This is a genomic window from Tardiphaga sp. 841_E9_N1_2, from assembly GCF_051811065.1.
Lineage (GTDB): Bacteria > Pseudomonadota > Alphaproteobacteria > Rhizobiales > Xanthobacteraceae > Tardiphaga > Tardiphaga robiniae.
The window spans coordinates 319,332-337,123 of sequence record NZ_JBPWQC010000001.1 but is presented as its reverse complement, the minus strand read 5'-3'; the positions used below and the strand labels follow the sequence as shown (position 1 = coordinate 337,123).

Sequence of the window (17,792 nt, the reverse complement as noted above, 5' to 3'; positions counted from 1 at the left end):
GAGCGACGGCGCTTGTGGCACCCCCACCCGACCGGCCCAAGTAGGCCGGCCACCCTCCCCGCAAGGGGGAGGGAAAAGAACAGCGACCGGAGTGACAACTGTGCAAACTACACTTCAACCCGAGACGAAGATTGCAGTGGCCCCCGCCGCCACCGCCCCCCTGCTCGACATCCGCAATATCGAGGTCGTCTATGACGACGTCATCCTCGTGCTGCGCGGGTTGAGCATGGAGGTGCCGAAGGGCGCGATCGTTGCGCTGCTCGGCGCCAATGGTGCCGGCAAGTCGACCACATTGAAGGCGATCTCCGGCCTTCTGAAAACCGAAGACGGCGAAGTCACGCGCGGCGAAATCCTGTTCGATGGCACGCGCATCCACGGCATCGATCCCGACAAGATCGTCCGCCGCGGCATCTTCCAGGTGATGGAGGGCCGCCGCATCGTCTCCGACATGACGTCACTGGAAAACCTGCGGCTCGGCGCCTTCACGCGCAGGGACAACGAGGTCTCCACCGATATCGACATGGTCTACGATTACTTCCCGCGCCTGAAGGAAAGAACAGGCTTGGCCGGCTATCTCTCCGGCGGCGAGCAGCAGATGCTGGCGATCGGGCGTGCGCTGATGGCGCGGCCGAAGATGATCCTGATGGACGAGCCGTCGATGGGCCTATCGCCGCTGCTGGTGAAAGAGGTGTTCGCGATCATCAAGAAGATCAACCGCGATCTCGGCGTCACCATTCTGCTGGTCGAGCAGAACGCGCGCGCCGCGCTGTCGGTGGCAAGCCACGGCTACATCATGGAACAGGGCAAGGTGGTTCTCGATGGCATCGCTGACGAACTCCGCGACAACGAGGACGTGAAGGAGTTTTATCTCGGCGGCGCCGGCGACCAGCGCAAGAGCTTCAAGAATCTGAAGAGCTTCAAGCGACGCAAGCGATGGCTTTAGCTGCTGGCAGCCTCTGCCGTCATGACGCCGGTCTTGCACGCAAGGATCGCGCGAATGCGGCGCGACACCAGCAACAGGATGACAAGCACAATGACCAGGGCCATGGCAATCAGCACACGGTTGAGCGGCATTGGTCCATCATCGAGCAACAACGCCCGTCCGGACGCACCGAGATACACGTAAAGCACGATCTGCGGCAGCGTGAACACGAAAGTGACCAGGGCGAACGGGAGCAGTCCGATATTTGTCAAACCGAACAGATAATTTTGCACCGAATTGGGCAATGGTCCGCCGAACCGCATCAGTGCGACGATGCGCCAGCCCTCGTCATCGACGGCCTGGGCAATGAGGCGCCAGGCCGCGCGTTTCTCGGTCTGCCGTTCCACCCAACCGCGCAGGATGGAGCGCGCCAGCATGAAGGCCAGAGCGGATGCAGCCGCGGCGACTGGAACAATGACGACGAGAGAGCGCAAGCCGAACGCAGCACCGGCCCCGAACACGATGAATGTTCGCGGGACCGGCAAAAACGAAGAGGCAACCACCAATGCGGCCAGCACGACGGCAGCAGGAAAATCAAGCTGGCCGAAGCTGTCGAGCCATTGGACGATACGTTCTGACAACATGATTTCCCACTAGCACGGCGCCACAGGCTACCGGAATAACCGCGACGACGCCAAACCACCAGGACACACCCAGATGCGCCACTTCGACACACTCGAAAATTGCGATCCGTCGCAGCGCCAGGCCAATCTGTTTTCGCGCCTGCCGGATGTGCTGCGCCACGCGATGCAGGCGCCCGCTTATGCGGAGCATCTCAAGGGCATCGATCCCGCTGCGATCGTCAGCCGCGCCGCGCTGGCGCACCTGCCGGTGCTGCGCAAATCCGACCTGCCGGCCCTGCACAAGGCCAGCCCACCGTTCGGAGGTTTCGTGTCAGGCGCGACCGGTTCGTTCGGCCGGTTGTTCACCTCGCCGGGGCCCATTTTCGAGCCGGAGTCGAAACAGGCCGATCCCTGGCGCGGCGCGCGGGCGCTCTATGCCGCGGGTTTCCGCGCGGGCGACGTGGTGCTGAATACTTTCAGCTATCACCTGACCCCCGGCGGCTTCATCTTCGACGGCGCCGCGCGGGCGCTGGGCTGCGCCGTTATCCCCGCCGGTCCCGGCAATGTCGAGCAGCAGCTGGAATTGATCGAGGCCTATCGTCCATCAGCCTATAGCGGCACGCCGGATTTCCTGAAGATCCTGCTCGATGCCGGGAAAGCCGCCCAGCGCGACATGTCATCCATCAAGCGCGCCATGGTGTCCGGCGCGGCCTTCCCGCCCTCGCTGCAGGCCGAGATCGCATCGCGCGGTGTCGAGGCCTATCAGGCCTTCGCCACAGCTGATCTTGGTTTCATCGCCTATGAGAGCACCGCCCGCGATGGCCTGATCGTCAACGAGGACCTGATCCTGGAAATCGTGACCCCCGGGACCAGCGAGCCCGTGGCCGAGGGCGATGTCGGCGAAATCGTGGTGACATCGCTGGATCCGCACCACCCGTGGATCCGACTGGCTCTGGGCGACCTCACTGCCGCCCTGCCCGGCCCCAGCGCCTGCGGCCGGAGCAATATGCGCATCCGGGGCTGGATGGGCCGCGCCGACCAGGCCACCAAGGTCAAGGGCATGTTCGTGCGCCCCGAACAGGTCGCCGAAATCGGCAAGCGGCACCCGGAACTCGGCCGGCTACGGCTGGTGGTGTCCCGAGACGGCGAGAATGACGCCATGGTGCTGAAAGCCGAAGTGGCGGCCAAGGACAAGCCCGGCCTGCAGGAAGCCGTTACAGCCACGCTCAGGGCCGTCAGCAAGCTCGGTGGGGCCGTGGAGCTGGTGGCGCCGGCCTCGCTGCCTAATGACGGCAAGATCATTGCGGACGAGCGCGGGAACTGACCGGGCGGGACTGCCGCGGCGCATCATAAAAAGCCGGACTTCCCCGGGCGATCCTGCTATGCAGCCGCCCAGATCGAGGATGCCTGCTGCCGTGAGACTGATTTTACCACAAATTGTCGAGACCTGGCTGTCGCGCCCCACGGTGTCGAAGATCATCAGCTTCGGCGTGATCGGCCTCGGCAACACCCTCATCGATCTGGCCATCTTCACACTCGCCTATCAGGTGCTGAAGCTGCCGCTGGTGCCCGCCAATGTCATAGCCTGGCTGGTGGCCGTATCGTGTTCCTACGTGATGAACACCATGATCACGTTCCGCGCCGAATCCGGCCGTGTGTTGCGACGGAAGGATTATCTCAGCTTCGTCGCCTCGGGCGTGCTCGGCGTGATCGCGACCACCACCACGCTGGTGGTGCTGTCGCACTTCATGCCGGTCTATGCCGCCAAGCTTCTGGCCATTTTGGTCAGCTTCATCGTGAATTTCACGATGTCGCATTTCGTGGTGTTTCGGACCAAGCCGACAGATCCGAACGAAGCCATCCGCTAGATCGCACAGGCGGTCAGGCGCCGAGCACCCGGTCGGCTTCGGCGACCGCGCATAGAATATGATAGAAGGATGATGCCGGGATCGTATCGACCAGCGAGCGTCCCTCACCGTCGAACTGATCGTACCAGCCGCCTTTGACGGGATGCTGCAGATAATATTTGTCCAGCCGCACCAGCGCCGCGCGTGCCTCGTCGGCCGCGCCCTCGACACCTGACTCCGCCTGCGCGACGAAGGCCTTGATGATCTCGGTCTGCGGCCAGCAGCGCCGTGTTGCCTTGACGATATTGCCCTGGGCGTCGCCTTCGTCCACCAGACAGCCGGTGGCGTCGCGATAGCGCAGCGCGGATTCGAGCAACGCGGCACGCTGCTTGCCGGTCGGGCAGCCGGTGATGCGTTCGAAGCCCTTGAGCAGCCAGACCCATTCGGCCTGATGGCCGGGCTCGACGCTGACCGGCTCGATCCGCGACCAGTCCTGTTCGAAATATTCGCCGAGCACGCCCTTCTTCGCATCGAACAGGCTCGACGTGAACAGACCGAACAGATCGCCGGCGCGTGCCTGGAACGCCTGATCATGGGTCGCGTCAAAAGCCGCGATGAAGGCCTCCAGCAGATGCATCTGCGGATTCTGCCGACGCGGCATCGAAGCCGGCACGCCTTCGAGGTAACCGCCGTCTGGCGAGCGCAACTGCGTATCGATGAAGTGCATCAATTCGTCGATCTCGGCGCGCACCTTTGCATCGCGATCCAACTGATAGACCGTCGCCAGTGCCAGCAGGACGAAAGCGTGGTCATAGGTATCACGCAGCGGGTTCAGCACCGAACCATCGGGCGCGAGAATATGCACGAAGCCCGGCTTGCCATCCGGCGACTTCGCTTTCGCGAGCATGTAATCGAGACCTTTGCGCGCGATCTCGGCGCCGTCAGGATACCAGCCGAGCTGCGCAGCCTTGGCGAAACAATAGATCTGGCGGGCCTGAACGCGAACGCGACGGGGGGCGTCCGCGTCAGCCTTACCAGCAGCATCGAGCTTTTCGATAAAGCCGCCGGCCTGGGAATCCCACCCTTCCGACGACCAGAGCGGCAGTGCATCAGCGACCATCCGGGATTTGAGTACGCCGACAATATTGCCAGTGTTGGCGTTCGGATCCGTCATGCCTGCATGCTCGTTCATTTCAACCCTTGCGATTGTAGACTGCCACCGAAGGTACTCCTATCACCTTCATGAGGCTTTTGCTTGGCGGATGTTCCCATACTTGCCCGAACGAACCAAACCGTTGTAGCTGTCCAAGGCGGGGCGCACGGCATTTGCGTCCATCGGCAACCACCCGAATCCCGTTCTCTCTCTTCATGAGCTTGCGCGCTCAAAGGACATCTAACCAACGTGGTATTGGAGCGGACGATCAAGGTCGGAATTGAAATGAGGGTCATGGCCGGTCCGATGACCGGGATCGGCAATTATTCGTTTCATTTGATTCAAGCGTTGTTGAAAGATGAGCCACGCCTGCACTTTTCGGGATTCGGCCTCACGTCATGGCTCTCGCTCGACGCCGGTGAACTGGACCGCCTCAGCGCTTCGAAAGAAGCCGCGCGCGCAAGCAAGCCTACCGCCAAAGGCATCGGCCGGTTGCGAAATCTTGCCGTCGAGAAACTTCGTCAATCGAAGCTGGCGCCGGCAATCTATCGCGCGCAATTCGTGCGAACCGTGAAGCGACAGTCATTCGATCTCTTCCACGCCTTCAATTTTCTTCCATTCGCAGATCCCGGCGTCGTCACGCTTCCCGTCATCTACGATCTCTCCTTCGTTCGGTATCCGCATACGCATCCACAGGAGCGCTTGCGGCGTCTGGACCGGCTGCCTCGGTTTCTCGAGCATGCGCCACTCGTGCAGACGATCTCGGAATTCAGCCGGGACGAAATCACCAGCGTCTTCGGCTATCCGAAGGACAAGATCATCGTCGCTCCCCCCGCCGCAAGCGATATCTTTCGACCGCTCGGTCCTGAGATCGTGCAGTCGGAGCTGGCGCAAATGGGAATCGCCGGGGATTATTTCCTCGCCGTCGGCACACTTGAGCCGCGCAAGAATTTGCGCACTCTGATCCAGGCTTTCGGCCGCGTTTCAAAGACGGAGCGCGCCGCAGCGCCCCTGCTGATCGTCGGTGGCGGTGGATGGGGGGCGCTGGAGCTTCCTCCGGAAACCGAGGCACTTCGATCAGAGGGAAGTCTCCGATTTCTGGGAGCGGTGTCCAACGCCGAGCTCAGGACCCTGTACGAAGGCGCACTCGCACTGATGTTCCCATCGATCTACGAGGGCTTCGGCATGCCGGTGGTGGAAGCCATGGCCTGCGGAACCAGAGTTGTTCACAGCTCGGGAACGTCCATGGACGAAATTTCCGATGGACTGGCCATCAAGGTGGAAGCGCTCGACATCGACGCCTGGACTGCCGCATTCCGCGCCCTGGCCGGGTCGCCCGAAGCAACTTTGGATGGTTCCACGGCGTTGCGCGCGCGCGCAGCTCACTTTGACTGGCATCGCAGTGCCGCCCGGATCAAAGACGCCTATACGACGCTCGTGAACACCTAGCGTATCGCCACGATCCGCAATTCACCGCCCCAACGATCCATACACAGGGCGAAACCATATGGACTTGGTAACAGAGATCATTATAACGGCCCGCGTGCGGGGCACCGCTTTGCCTTGATCTGAAAGCAGATTTCGCCGCAGCTCGATTATGTTTCATCTATCGGTCACAAGCCCGATGCGGATGTTTTTCCCATCAACGTCAACCCAATCGCCTCGCTCAACCGTTCCCTGCCTGCGAGGTGAGTTTTCATGAGATCAAAATGAACTCCGTGAACCAGTCTCCGCGCATTTCGATTATCGGTCTCGGCAAGCTCGGGTCGCCGATGGCAGCCGTGATGGCAGCCAAGGGCTTCGACGTCATCGGGCTCGATCTGAACGACAAGCTGGTTAACGCGGTCAATCAGGGCCACGCAGCGGTCGATGAGCCGCAGCTTCAGGAGTACATAGACAAGGCACGTTCACGGCTTCGGGCAACCCATTCGTGGGACGAAGTCGTCCAGGGCTCCGACGTCACATTCATCATCGTTCCGACCCCCAGCGGCAACGACAAGCTGTTCTCGAACAAGTTTGTGCTGTCGGCTGTGCGCTCGATCGGTGAAGCGCTTCGCAGCAAGAAAGAGCGCCACGTCGTGGTCGTGACGTCCACCGTGATGCCTGGCTCGACCGGCGGCGAAATCCAGAAGGAACTAGAAGACGCGTCCGGTCGTGTCGTCGGTCCGCAGCTCGGTCTTGCTTACAATCCCGAATTCATCGCCCTCGGCACCGTGGTGCGCGACATGCTGCGCCCGGACTTCATCCTGATCGGTGAATCCGACACCACCACCGGTGAAATGCTCGAACGCATCTACAAGCAGTCCTGCGACAACGACCCGATCATCCGCCGCATGAGCTTTGTGAATGCCGAATTGACGAAGATTTCGGTCAACACCTATGTGACGACCAAGATCTCCTACGCCAACATGCTCGCAGAGATGTGCGACAAGCTTCCGGGCGCCGACGTCGATGTCGTCTCCACGGCCGTCGGCTCCGACACCCGCGTCGGATCGAAGTATATCAAGGGCGCCATCGGTTACGGCGGCCCCTGCTTCCCCCGCGACAACAAGGCGTTTGCGGCGCTCGGCCGTATGATCGGCGCCCGCTGCGATCTCGCCGAAGCAACCGACAAGATCAACGATCACCAGATCGAGCGTCTGATCGGTGCCGTTCAGGCCCACGCCGAACCGCCGAGCCGCGTCGCCGTGCTTGGTCTGTCGTACAAGCCCGATACGCCCGTGGTCGAAGAAAGCCAGGGTGTCGCGCTCGCAGCCCAGTTGAGCGCAGCCGGTTATATGGTGACGGTCTACGATCCGCTGGCCATGCAGGCCGCCGAAGTCGTTCTTGTCGACCAGGTCCTGTTCGCGAATGATCTGGCCGACGCCGTCGCCGCCGACGTCATCGTGATCACGACCCCATGGCCACAGTTCAAGGGCCGCAACCTGTTCGATCTGGGCGCCAAGCCAAAGGTGATCATCGATCCATGGCGCGTGGTGAGTGCCGAGGACGTGCCGGCTGGCACGACGCTAGCCCGCATGGGCTACGGCAGCCGCTAACAAAAAGGGCCGGCCCGGACATTGTCCCGGCCGGCCCTTTCATTTGATGAGCGAACGCTTCGTCGCGAGGTACCGCCTAACAGCTTATCGCCTCGCTCGGCACATCGATCTACGAACTTTTCGGGCTCGCATCGCCTATACGGGAAACCTTGATCGATTGAACGACGCCGCCGGCGCCGCCAAGTGCCTGCAGGCGGATCTCGACCGGCACGCTGGAGTCTGTCTCGTTCGGATGAAGTTCAAACGCCACGCGGCTGCTGCCCTGCGCTCCATTGCCACCGATCTCGCCGGTGGCACGCACTGCGTCGTCGGAGACCACCTCGGCGCGCAGGAACGGCCGGTCGCCCTTGCCCTTGAACTGGATCACTGCCTCATAGCGCCCTGGCTTCAGGGCACGCGATCCACTGTTGGCGATCGGCCCGCTCTCGCCTGTACCGACAGACAGCGCTCCGCTCGCAGTCCAACGACCGAAGAGACGGCGCATCTTAGTGCTCCCCTGCGGCGAAACACTGACAACCGAAGCGCCCAATAGCCAGTCGACATCTGCGGCAGGATAATCCATCCAGGGTGAATCCTGTACGGAATCGCCCAGCCGCCGAATTCGCAGATACTTGATCCGGCCACGATGCCCCAACGCATGGATGAAGAATTCGACGGGGATCTCGCCATCGGGCGACTCGTCGACATGCACCTCGAATTCACGCCGGATTTCGCCGGTACGCGCGTCTTGCCCGGTGATGAAATCGGCGCACCGGACGCGCCCCTTCGAATGCACGCCGAAAAACAGCCAAGGCTGATTGGCCGGCGCTGCCGTCTCGAGACCAATCAACATCTCATAGCGTCCCGCCATGAGCAACGCGTGGGGACCGGTGGCAACCGACGACCGAGGGCCGGCAAGCAGCATGCGTGCCGTGCTGAGCAGGTTACGCGCGGCGTAAGCGACGTCCCGCTTGTCGGATTTGCGCGCACCAGCCGCGGCGATCAGGAAGCGGGCAGCGTCGGGTAGCAGATCCTTCGCTCCGCCGGCAACGGTAACGCTCAGATCCTTTCGCCAGCGGCCCACCGGACCGAGGCGGAAGGCGGACAGCCAGTCCGAACCGCCACCCAACGACCGAACATCCGAAAACGAGAAACTCTCGACGCGCTCGCAAGTCAAAGACAAGACGGTCAATCCAATGGCCCGCGACGCGACGACCCTGGTCTGCAGCAGGCTTGCCGACTGGCCAAGGAGCATCTTGTCGGCTTCCAGCTCGAAGGTGACCTTGCCTGCGGCAACATCCGCGAACCGAATGGGCACATAACCGAAGTTGTATTCGCTGCCGATGAGCTCGATCACACCTGCCGGCGCATGCGACAGCGCATAGGCAGGCAACTGCCCCGACAGCTTGAATTCAATCCGGTACCCCCCCTTGGAGAGATGCTGGTATGGGCCAAAGCAGATCATGCCGGTTGCGTCTGGCCGCGCACGAATGACTGTTCCTTCCCGCTCCGCAGCGTCCGTCGGGCGAAGCAGCGCGGTCCAGTCCTGCGGTCCCACGATCGGAGGCAGCACGAAGCCGTGACGCATTCTGGTCGCGAATGGCGTCAGGCCGGCGGCCACGTTCGCCGCGACCAGGGATTCATAGGGCGTATGAATGGCGTTTAGCGACACCACGCGCCGGGGGGCTTTCCCGCTCGCCATGCTGGCGCGCTCTGCTTCCACCGTCTCAAGGAACAGATAGGTCAGCATGTTCTTTTGCGTCGACGTGAGCTGTGCGCCGATCTTCGGCGCACCGAAATCGATCACGAACGCACCGGCGCGCGCGAACAGATCCACCTGACTCACCGCAATAACGTTGGGAATGTCGTTCAGATTGCTGCCGCGGGCCAATGTTTCATCGACCAGGATCGGCTGGACGAAGCCCTGCTTCGCCCAGACTTGGGCGAACATCTCGAGCGTCTCGCGCCGGATTCCCATCCATCCGATCACCATCGTCTGCACATTGGCGGTAATGAAGATATCTAGCAGGAATGAGAGGATATGCTTCGGATCGTAGTCGACGAAGCCATAGGACTCCGATGAGTACTTGACGATCGGCGGCTTCTCCAACGGCGCTCCGATGGCGGAGCGCAGCGCTGCGACGTAACCGGACGAGAAACCGCCGGACAGCCTGACCTCTTCGATATCCTCACCATTGCAGCCCCAGATGTCGGACTGCTCGGGAACGCCCGGCTCCTCAACATTGTCGATGAAGCGCCGCCAGTCATTTTGCGTGCGCGAATGGCTGTGCATTGGCGTGATCTGCCGGGTGTGGTCGCAGTGATAACCGTAGACAAGTTCCCCGAGATCGCCCACCGTGCCGTGCACGAGATAGAGACGCTTGGCGATGTTGGAGTCGACATGCCAGCCGAGGAGCATCTCCTCATGGAAGCCGTCGTAGCGGAACAGATCGGAGCGCTCCATCAACTGGAAGTCGCCGGGACCATCGTAAAGGATCGTCTTTGCACCGAGGACGATTTCGTTGAGGTGCAGCGTCGTGCCCCAGTCCTTGATCATCTCGATCGCGCCATGAGAGTTCTGGCGGTCGAGCCCCTCCCACAGCGTCTCGGGAATCTCCAGGCGTGGCGCGTGATAGAAGCCATAGGGTAGATCGCGCGACATGTCGGATAGCGACCATTGTCCGGTCTGCGGCACGAAAATCATGTCGGTATTGGTCGACAGGATCCAGCGGTTCGCCGGGTTTGAACGGCGGACGGCGACATTGCGTGAGATCGGCTCCAGCGCGACGAGACGCGTCTTGTTGCGAAACCGTTCATGGATACCCGGTCGGACACGCAGGATGCGCAGCCGCTTGCGCGCCAATGGCGTTAGCGTGTCCTGAATGGCTTCGGGAAAAGTCGGGAAGTCGTCGGGCGTATTGTAGTCGACGAACAGAATCTCATCGTCCTCATCCGTCAACAACTCGGCCATGCAATTGAAACTAAGCGCCGCGCGCTTGTGCAGGTTGTATCCGTAGCTGTCATTGCGGCCGTAAAGAACGATGGAAATCATGAAAGCACAACTTTCCTGAGACAGGTACGGCGCCGCCGAACTGGCGGCGAAAATATGTTGCTGTCGAATAATCCAGTTGTACTTCAGGAAGCAAGTCGTCTGACCGGTAATCCAAGGAACATCGTCTTATTCTGTCGATGACCACCGCATTTCCAGTGACCCTCAGGACAGTCCGGCGTACAAAATCTTGCACCTCGGTAACGTGGACTATAATCTTCGCGAAATACACATGGAAATGCCGGTTTCCGCTGAAACCGGGAACTCAGGACGGTGCCAAATAAACAGGCCGTTCAATGAGATAGCTTTGCAGCTCAACCTCCGCCGCGCACCGCGAACGGCAGTGAACTGAGGCGCTTTTGTGGTTGGCAATCCAGCGCTGATCGACTAGCTTCCGCCGAAATTTCGTCCCTGACAGCCCCCCCAATTCATAGGTTCCCATGAGCAACTACAAGCTGGAAAAGAATGATCCCGTGCTGATCACGGGAGCCGGTGGTTTCATTGGTGGCCATCTCGTGTCGGACCTGCTTGGCCGTGGCTTCACGCGCGTTCGCGCTGTGGATCGCAAGCCGCTGAAGGACTGGTACCAGCATTTCCCGGAGGTCGAGAGCCTCGTCCTCGACGTAAGCCTGCTCGACGATTGCCGGAAGGCGACCAAGGATATGGTCAACGTCTTCAATCTCGCTGCCGACATGGGCGGCATGGGCTTCATCGAGAACAACAAAGCGCTCTGCATGCTTTCGGTGCTGACGTCGACGCACATGCTGATGGCGGCACGCGATGCCGATGTGAAGCGCTTGTTCTATTCATCATCCGCTTGCGTCTACGCCGCCGGCAAGCAAACCGATGCAAACGTCACCGCGCTCAAGGAAGCTGATGCCTATCCGGCCATGCCGGAAGACGGCTACGGCTGGGAGAAACTGTTCTCCGAGCGCATGGCGCACCATTTCATGGAAGACTTCGGCATCCAGAGCCGTGTCGCGCGCTACCACAACGTCTACGGCCCCTGGGGCACCTATGATGGCGGCCGCGAAAAGGCCCCGGCAGCGATCTGCCGTAAGGTCATTCAGGCCCAGTTGTCTGGCTCCAACGAAATCGAGATCTGGGGCGACGGCGAGCAGACCCGCAGCTTCATGTATATTGATGATTGCGTTCAGGGCACCAAAGCGATCCTGGAAAGCGAAATCCTGTATCCGATCAACCTCGGTTCCAGCGAGCTCGTCTCGATCAACCAGCTGGTCTCGACGGTCGAGACCATTTCCGGCGTCAAGCTGAAGCGGAAGTACAAGCTCGACGCGCCGAAGGGTGTCCGCGGTCGCAATAGCGACAACACGCTTATCGTGTCCGAGCTCAACTGGGAGCCATCGGTCAAGCTGATCGACGGCATGGCGAAGACCTATGCCTGGATTTACGACCAGATGGCGGGCAGCGCCAACTCCAAGCAGCGCAATCTGACCTTCGTCAGCTAAATCGCATCGGGCGAACGATCTTCTCGTCCTGCTTTGGCACCAACATGAGCGTCGACCGTGACATTCGGCCGGCGCTTTGTTTTGAAAATGTATTTGCACCGCCGCGCCGTCGAACTTTGCTGCGCGACGCACGGGATGGGCAATAGCGCCACCTGAATATCGCTTATCAATAATAAGAGGCCGTGGTAGGGGTCGATCATGGAAATGCTTGGTCACCGCGGCGCGTTCGCTGCATTCATCGCAAAGTCTCTCAAGGACGAAGATTTCGTACTGGTCGACGTCGGATGCGGCGGCGGCATCGACGGAACATGGCGCGTGTTTGGTGACCACCTCGCTGCCGTCGGCTTCGATCCGAACATCGACGAGGTTGAGCGCCTTCAGCGCGCCGAGACCTCGAAGAAGATCAACTACAAAGCCGCATTTGTGGGCGTGCCGGCAGAAAATCCGATCAGCATTCGCCGTGGCGGCCGGCTGCCCAATTCGCGCAATCCATGGAACCGGTTTGCGGTGAACCGGACCATGAGCATCATGGCCGAGCAGATCAAGAACTTCTCCCCGACCGAAAAGGTCGAGATCAATGCCTGGCCACAGGCAAAACTGACGGACCCGGACAGGCTATTCCTGCCAGACTATCTCGATCAGATCGGCTTCGGTTCAGTTGACTTCATCAAGATTGATATCGATAGCGACGACTACGACGTTCTGCAGTCGCTCGAGGAAAGCTTGAGCAACCGGCGTATTCTGGGACTTTGCGCAGAAGTGAATTTCTACGGATCGGATGATCCGACCGAGCACACATTCCACAATACCGATCGCTTCATGCGCAAGAACGGCTTCGATCTGTTCGGTCTCACGACGCGATCCTATTCGGCTGCTGCGCTTCCGCACCGCTATGAGCTCCGCATTCCCGCACAGAGCATCGCCGGCCGGCCCTATCAGGGCGACGCGCTCTATCTTCGCGACGTCGGCAGTGAGGAGTGGAGCAAGTCCGCGCCGTCTTTCGGACCGGAAAAACTGTTGAAGCTCGCAGCCCTGTTTTCACTGTTCGGCTTGCCCGATTGTGCGGCGCAGGTTCTGGTCACCTATCGCATCCGGCTACAGCCCCTGATCAATGTCGATGCCGGCCTCGATCTTCTTGTAGCAGAAACCGATCTCGGCGCGTCCACCGGCATGAGTTACAAGGAGCTCATGGCGGCCTTCGAAGCCAATCGTGATATTTTCTACCTTGGGAACTCGTCGAACGCGCCTGCAGCCGGCGTGGTGCAAGGCGCAACGGCGCCTGCACACCCCCCTGCTCCCGCCATGACAAGGCTGCATCCGCGCCGCATTGCACGCGCGCTGTTGTCGCGTATCACGCCCCGTAACTGACAGAGGCCGCGGGCCATCGGGTCGGGCACGGACGACAGAACCGGCTTCCGCGCCTCAGGCCCGCGCCCGCTTCAACCGACCGGCTCTGTGGCCGATCTGCGCTAACGTCCCAGGTTCTGCAAAAGGGTCGGCGACAAATAGAGTCGACCAAGGCTACAAATCGGCTCCAGCGAGTTTAAAGAGGCGTATTGATCATGGACAAAGCAATTACACACGTGCCTGGCCATGAGCCGATCGAAATGGTGGCCTATTACGAGAGCTTCACCGATTACTATCCGTACTGCGAATTGCAGACCAAGCGCTGGTTCGTCGAAACGGCACAGCCGGATTGGACGATTTTCGATATCGGCGCCAATGTCGGGTACTATTCGATCCTGATGTCACGGCTCTGCCCGCAGGGACAGATCCACTCCTTTGAGCCGACCTCCACCATTGAGCTTCTGAAGAAGAACGTTGCCCATCACGGCCGCACCAATATCACGCCGCATCAGATTGCCCTCGGAGCACGCTCGGGACGACACGAAGACGGCATCTTCCGCATCTGGGGCAAGGATGCGGAGAAGCAGGAATACGACTTCCTGACCCTCGACGATGCCGTCAAGCGGCTGAACGTCAAGCGCCTCGACTGCATCAAGATCGACGTCGACAGCTTCGACTTCGAAGTGTTGCGCGGCGCCGAGAACACGCTACGCAAATTCAATCCGTGGGTCGTTGTCGAGCTCAACCATGCGCTCGACAAGCGCGGCCAGAGTGCGAATGAGGCCCTGGAATGGCTGGTCTCGCAGGGCTTCCGCAATGCGCTCGTGCTCGATCACGAAAACTTCGTACTGCGCCGCCTTGATGCGCCCGCGCCTGCCACCGACGGCCTGTCGCTCAGCTTCGAACAGCGACCGATTTTCATTGAGAGCCAGTTCAAGAAGGATCGGCCCCTTCCCGAATTCTTCAAGCCCGCGCCCCAGTCGCACAACGACGGTAAGGTCAGTGGCAAGCTCGGCACGGCCGAAAGCGTGACGCTCGACCTGATTGCGCCGCGCTGGTCGTATGGGCTGTCATTCGTCCGCAGCACCGGCTATGCCGACGTGAAAGAGCCGATTGTCGTCGAAGTCGAACTGGAGGTGAAGACCGGTTCGCTCGGCATCGGCTGCGTCGGCGAGGACTACTCGACCTATGCCGGCGCTGAAGTAGCGGTCAAGGCCTCTGGCGGCACGCAGAAGATCTCGCTTGCTGTGCCCAAGCCTGAGCTCCTTCATGCCATAGTCTTCCGCAATGTCGATGAATTCGAGACGTCCGCAACGGCCCGCATCATTGATATGCGCGCTTTTACAGGAAACACCGTCGTGACGAGCTCGACGGCTTTCGCGCTGCGCAACGATATCAGCACGCTCAGCCAGGGCGATCTCAAGCGCATGGTTTCGATACCGGCCGAACCTGCGGCCGCCGACGTAACGATCGATATCGTACCCTCGGAGACACTCGGCTCCTATCTGGGCTATGCAGAGAACTTCATCACACCCTTCAAGACCTATTACCGTTCGCTGTCGTCGTTCAAGATGGAAATCGACGACGCGCCGATCCTGAAATATCTGTACAGAAACGCCCAGCCCAAGCGTCATCTCGAATTCGGAACGTGGCAGGGCTTCGGTGCTACGCTCTGCGCCGATGCCTGCGACGCCGAGATCTGGACCCTCAATCTTCCGGAAGGCGAGCGCAGCCAGAGCGGAGAGATGGTCTATTCGTCCGGCCAGGATGCATCCGATTCCGGCGACATGATCGGCTGGATGTACCGCGCCGCCGGACATGGCGCGCGGGTGCATCAGATCCTTGCAGACAGTCAGCAGTGGGATACGTCAGGTTTCGCAGCCAGTTTCTTCGACAGCGTGCTGGTCGACGGCGGTCACACGCCCGACGTGGTCAAGAACGATACGGAGAAATCGCTCCCACTGCTTCGGTCCGGTGGCATGATGCTGTGGCACGATTTCTGTCCAGATCACGACACCGTGGAGGCACTTTCCGCCAGCCGCGGGGTTGTGACGGGCGTCGCCGAAAATCTGGCCGCCTGGGCACCTCATTTCAGCAAACTTTTCTGGATTCGCCCGAGCTTCCTGCTCATCGGCATCAAGGCTTGATGTGAGCCCCTCGTGCACGGCACGAGGGGTGATTGGTTGCACTAATTTAAATTCGTTGGGCCGGGGGGCTTGAATGTCTTTTTCGATTGCGATGCGGCCGCCGAACCGCGCTGAACTGATCGAGCATCTGCTCCCGCTCGTAATCTGCTTTGGCTTCGCCCTTCTGATCGTGTCGACAGCGTCGACACTGATTCTGCAAGCCGGATTCCTCGATCCCTATGTCTATGCCGGTTACGTCAACGATTACTTCGGCACCTACCACCGATACGGTCACACCTACTATTCGTCGCGTATCGCCTATATTCTTCTCGATCGTGCATTTCTGCTTGTGTTTGGCCAGACCAATGGGCTGTTTTTGTGCCGTCTGCTGGTGCTCACCTCGGCAGCCTATGCCGCCTTTCGGATAGCACAGCGCTATTTCGGCTTCGCCACGGCGGTCCTCACAATATCCTGGCTCTGCTTCATTCCATGGCTGCTTCGCTCGATTTCGTGGACGCACTATGATGGATTCGCGACGGTCTACTTTCTGGTGGCACTCGCATTCATTCTCGTTCCTCAACGCCATCGCGTTCCGGCCTATGTCATAGCGGGCTTTTCGCTCGCTCTCGCCGTCAACTGCAACCTGCATCTCCTGATGGTCGCTGGTCTCTTCGCCCCCAGTTGGTTCTGGATGAATCGAAAGATCGGCGTTCTTCCGGCAATCCGCCTGACGCTTGCGATCATCTTCGGCTTCATCGCCGGCTATGCCATGCTCCAGGTGCTGTTTTCGCTTGCGACCGGCACTTCGCGCATCTTTATTGAAGCCGCCGCATTCAATTCTGCACGCACCCTTCTCGGCGGGCAGATGTCGAACTGGTTCCATTCGCTGAGCAACATCATTGCGATCGGCAACTTGATCTTCCTGCTGCCGATTTTCTTCTGCGTCGCCGTCATCCTTGCCACGGCGCTGAACAGGTCCGCGCTCCAGCAGGAGCAGCGTGACTTCTGCATCGGCGCGGCGCTGTACATTACGCTTCTCACCACCGGCGTGTTCGGCCTACATTTCATGGGCCATGGCTGGCTGTCGTTGTTCTATTACGTGGTCTACCTGCTTCCCGGCTGTCTCCTGGCTCTGATTGCCATCGCCGGAATAGCCTCAACCCGCACGCCGACCATTTTCCGGGTCATCTGCATCGGCACCGCCGTCGGGCTCGCGGGACTCTGGTTTGCACGGCAGGCCATGCCCCCCACGATCCCCAACGATATACGGATCTGGATTGCCCTGGCTGCCATCACAGTGGTGCTCGCCCTGCTCCGTCCACGGATCAACTCGGCGCCAGCTCTGCTTGCAGGCCTGATCGTGTCCACCACCCTCATGTTCTATTGGCAGCCGCGGGTCATAATCCAGTACGCGTCCTGGCCCGGCCTCAAAGAGAAGGCAGAGCTTGAAAAGGACGTCTATGCGGGCGCGGTATTCCTGCAGAAATTCGTGCGTAAGCACGTGCCGACGCCTACGGCAATCGGATTCTGGTACAGCAACGCGCCAGAGAACGTCAATCTGAACTCGATGCAGTCGATGTTTCTCTGGGGTTACAGCCGCGTTCAGGACTTTACCGGTCCGGGCATGCCGCTGATTGACGATGCCGTCCGTCAATCCGTGCATCAGAAGCCGTTCATCGGCGTTATCGCGCGTAGCGACAAGGAGCTCGACGAGGCCTTCGCAGCACTGAAAAGCATACCCGCGAACTTCACCGAGATCGCGCGCGGGAATTACGCGGCGCCCGTCGAGTCCTACGTGATCGCCATCGTCGAGCTTGCTCCCGTCGCGTCGCCCATAGGCGCCCGGATCGGAGAACTCGCCCTCTATCCCATCATGCCTCAGAATGGCGGCGCGATCGGAATCGCTTCCAACGGCATCGCCTTGACAATGCCTGCATGCCAGTGGTGCTACGGGGCAACCGCTCTGTTGTCCCCGGCGCACATCGAAGGGCTGCAGCACATCATCGTGCGGGTGACCCTGACGGTCAGCGAAGGCCAGATCGGAATGGCAACCGCAACCTCCGACAACATCAGCGCGCTGCAAAATCCCGTATCGGTCGGCATCCGCGCGATCGATCAGACCGTCGATATAAGGCTTCCGCTTCCGGCCAAAAACCCGATCCTTGTTTTCAGAAACGAGTCACCCAACGGCATCAGCCGGGCGACAGTTCGGTCGATCGAATACTACAAGGAAAACTAG

At 60.3% G+C, this 17,792-nt stretch carries 13 protein-coding genes; 9 read left to right on the top strand and 4 right to left on the bottom strand.

Going from position 1 to position 17,792, the window contains the following annotated elements; translation table 11 throughout:
* The first annotated feature begins 100 nt into the window (after nt 1–100).
* Nucleotides 101–943, top strand: a complete 843-nt coding sequence (locus AB8A50_RS01530) for an ABC transporter ATP-binding protein (protein WP_439076526.1) — start codon at nt 101–103, stop codon at nt 941–943.
* On the opposite strand, the gene AB8A50_RS01525 is transcribed toward AB8A50_RS01530, so the two are convergent.
* Complete coding sequence (locus AB8A50_RS01525; RefSeq protein ID WP_439076525.1) at nt 940–1,563, bottom strand: VTT domain-containing protein; 624 nt, start codon at nt 1,561–1,563, stop codon at nt 940–942. The two genes, AB8A50_RS01530 and AB8A50_RS01525, sit on opposite strands and share 4 nt — an antisense overlap.
* A gap of 76 nt (nt 1,564–1,639) precedes the next feature.
* Between AB8A50_RS01525 and AB8A50_RS01520 the strand changes: the two genes are divergently transcribed.
* Both AB8A50_RS01520 and AB8A50_RS01515 read left to right on the top strand, forming a co-directional pair.
* Nucleotides 1,640–2,869, top strand: a complete 1,230-nt coding sequence (locus AB8A50_RS01520) for a phenylacetate--CoA ligase family protein (RefSeq protein ID WP_439076524.1) — start codon at nt 1,640–1,642, stop codon at nt 2,867–2,869.
* Between the two features lie 91 nt (nt 2,870–2,960).
* The gene (locus AB8A50_RS01515; RefSeq protein ID WP_089268162.1) at nt 2,961–3,413 is read left to right on the top strand and encodes a GtrA family protein; all 453 of its coding nucleotides are present in this window, start codon (nt 2,961–2,963) and stop codon (nt 3,411–3,413) included.
* A 13-nt stretch (nt 3,414–3,426) separates the two neighbouring features.
* On the opposite strand, the gene AB8A50_RS01510 is transcribed toward AB8A50_RS01515, so the two are convergent.
* Nucleotides 3,427–4,584 carry an AGE family epimerase/isomerase gene (locus AB8A50_RS01510; RefSeq protein WP_439076523.1) on the bottom strand — a complete coding sequence of 386 codons (1,158 nt, stop codon included), beginning with the start codon at nt 4,582–4,584 and terminating at the stop codon, nt 3,427–3,429.
* A 255-nt stretch (nt 4,585–4,839) separates the two neighbouring features.
* Here AB8A50_RS01510 and AB8A50_RS01505 point away from each other — a divergent pair, with 255 nt between their 5' ends.
* Both AB8A50_RS01505 and AB8A50_RS01500 read left to right on the top strand, forming a co-directional pair.
* Nucleotides 4,840–5,994, top strand: coding sequence for a glycosyltransferase family 4 protein (locus AB8A50_RS01505; protein WP_439076522.1), 1,155 nt, complete (start codon nt 4,840–4,842; stop codon nt 5,992–5,994).
* 260 nt (nt 5,995–6,254) lie between these two features.
* Nucleotides 6,255–7,583 (top strand): UDP-glucose dehydrogenase family protein, encoded by a 1,329-nt coding sequence (locus AB8A50_RS01500; RefSeq protein WP_439076521.1) that lies wholly within the window; start codon nt 6,255–6,257, stop codon nt 7,581–7,583.
* A gap of 109 nt (nt 7,584–7,692) precedes the next feature.
* On the opposite strand, the gene AB8A50_RS01495 is transcribed toward AB8A50_RS01500, so the two are convergent.
* The gene (locus tag AB8A50_RS01495; protein ID WP_439076520.1) at nt 7,693–10,614 is read right to left on the bottom strand and encodes a hypothetical protein; all 2,922 of its coding nucleotides are present in this window, start codon (nt 10,612–10,614) and stop codon (nt 7,693–7,695) included.
* Between the two features lie 437 nt (nt 10,615–11,051).
* Here AB8A50_RS01495 and AB8A50_RS01490 point away from each other — a divergent pair, with 437 nt between their 5' ends.
* The gene (locus AB8A50_RS01490) at nt 11,052–12,080 is read left to right on the top strand and encodes an NAD-dependent epimerase/dehydratase family protein (RefSeq protein WP_439076519.1); all 1,029 of its coding nucleotides are present in this window, start codon (nt 11,052–11,054) and stop codon (nt 12,078–12,080) included.
* On the opposite strand, the gene AB8A50_RS01485 is transcribed toward AB8A50_RS01490, so the two are convergent.
* On the bottom strand, nt 12,077–12,280 hold the full coding sequence (locus AB8A50_RS01485) for a hypothetical protein (protein WP_439076518.1): 204 nt from the start codon (nt 12,278–12,280) through the stop codon (nt 12,077–12,079). The genes AB8A50_RS01490 and AB8A50_RS01485 overlap by 4 nt on opposite strands.
* On the opposite strand from AB8A50_RS01485, the gene AB8A50_RS01480 reads away from it, so the two are divergent.
* The 3 genes from AB8A50_RS01480 to AB8A50_RS01470 all read left to right on the top strand — a co-directional run bounded on the left by AB8A50_RS01480 (nt 12,279) and on the right by AB8A50_RS01470 (nt 17,792).
* Entirely contained in the window at nt 12,279–13,448 is a 1,170-nt protein-coding gene (locus AB8A50_RS01480) for an FkbM family methyltransferase (RefSeq protein WP_439076517.1), read from the top strand. The genes AB8A50_RS01485 and AB8A50_RS01480 overlap by 2 nt on opposite strands.
* A 194-nt stretch (nt 13,449–13,642) precedes the next feature.
* Nucleotides 13,643–15,574: a class I SAM-dependent methyltransferase gene (locus AB8A50_RS01475; protein WP_439076516.1), complete on the top strand. Its 1,932-nt coding sequence runs from the start codon at nt 13,643–13,645 to the stop codon at nt 15,572–15,574.
* A gap of 328 nt (nt 15,575–15,902) precedes the next feature.
* Nucleotides 15,903–17,792, top strand: a complete 1,890-nt coding sequence (locus AB8A50_RS01470) for a hypothetical protein (protein ID WP_439076515.1) — start codon at nt 15,903–15,905, stop codon at nt 17,790–17,792.

Coding starts and splice junctions, on each gene's coding strand:
- AB8A50_RS01490 (WP_439076519.1), top strand. CDS start 11,052: ATGAGCAACTACAAGCTGGAAAAGAATGATCCCGTGCTGATCACGGGA.
- AB8A50_RS01475 (WP_439076516.1), top strand. CDS start 13,643: ATGGACAAAGCAATTACACACGTGCCTGGCCATGAGCCGATCGAAATG.
- AB8A50_RS01510 (WP_439076523.1), bottom strand. CDS start 4,584: ATGAACGAGCATGCAGGCATGACGGATCCGAACGCCAACACTGGCAAT.
- AB8A50_RS01505 (WP_439076522.1), top strand. CDS start 4,840: ATGGCCGGTCCGATGACCGGGATCGGCAATTATTCGTTTCATTTGATT.
- AB8A50_RS01495 (WP_439076520.1), bottom strand. CDS start 10,614: ATGATTTCCATCGTTCTTTACGGCCGCAATGACAGCTACGGATACAAC.
- AB8A50_RS01520 (WP_439076524.1), top strand. CDS start 1,640: ATGCGCCACTTCGACACACTCGAAAATTGCGATCCGTCGCAGCGCCAG.
- AB8A50_RS01485 (WP_439076518.1), bottom strand. CDS start 12,280: ATGATCGACCCCTACCACGGCCTCTTATTATTGATAAGCGATATTCAG.
- AB8A50_RS01500 (WP_439076521.1), top strand. CDS start 6,255: ATGAACTCCGTGAACCAGTCTCCGCGCATTTCGATTATCGGTCTCGGC.
- AB8A50_RS01480 (WP_439076517.1), top strand. CDS start 12,279: ATGGAAATGCTTGGTCACCGCGGCGCGTTCGCTGCATTCATCGCAAAG.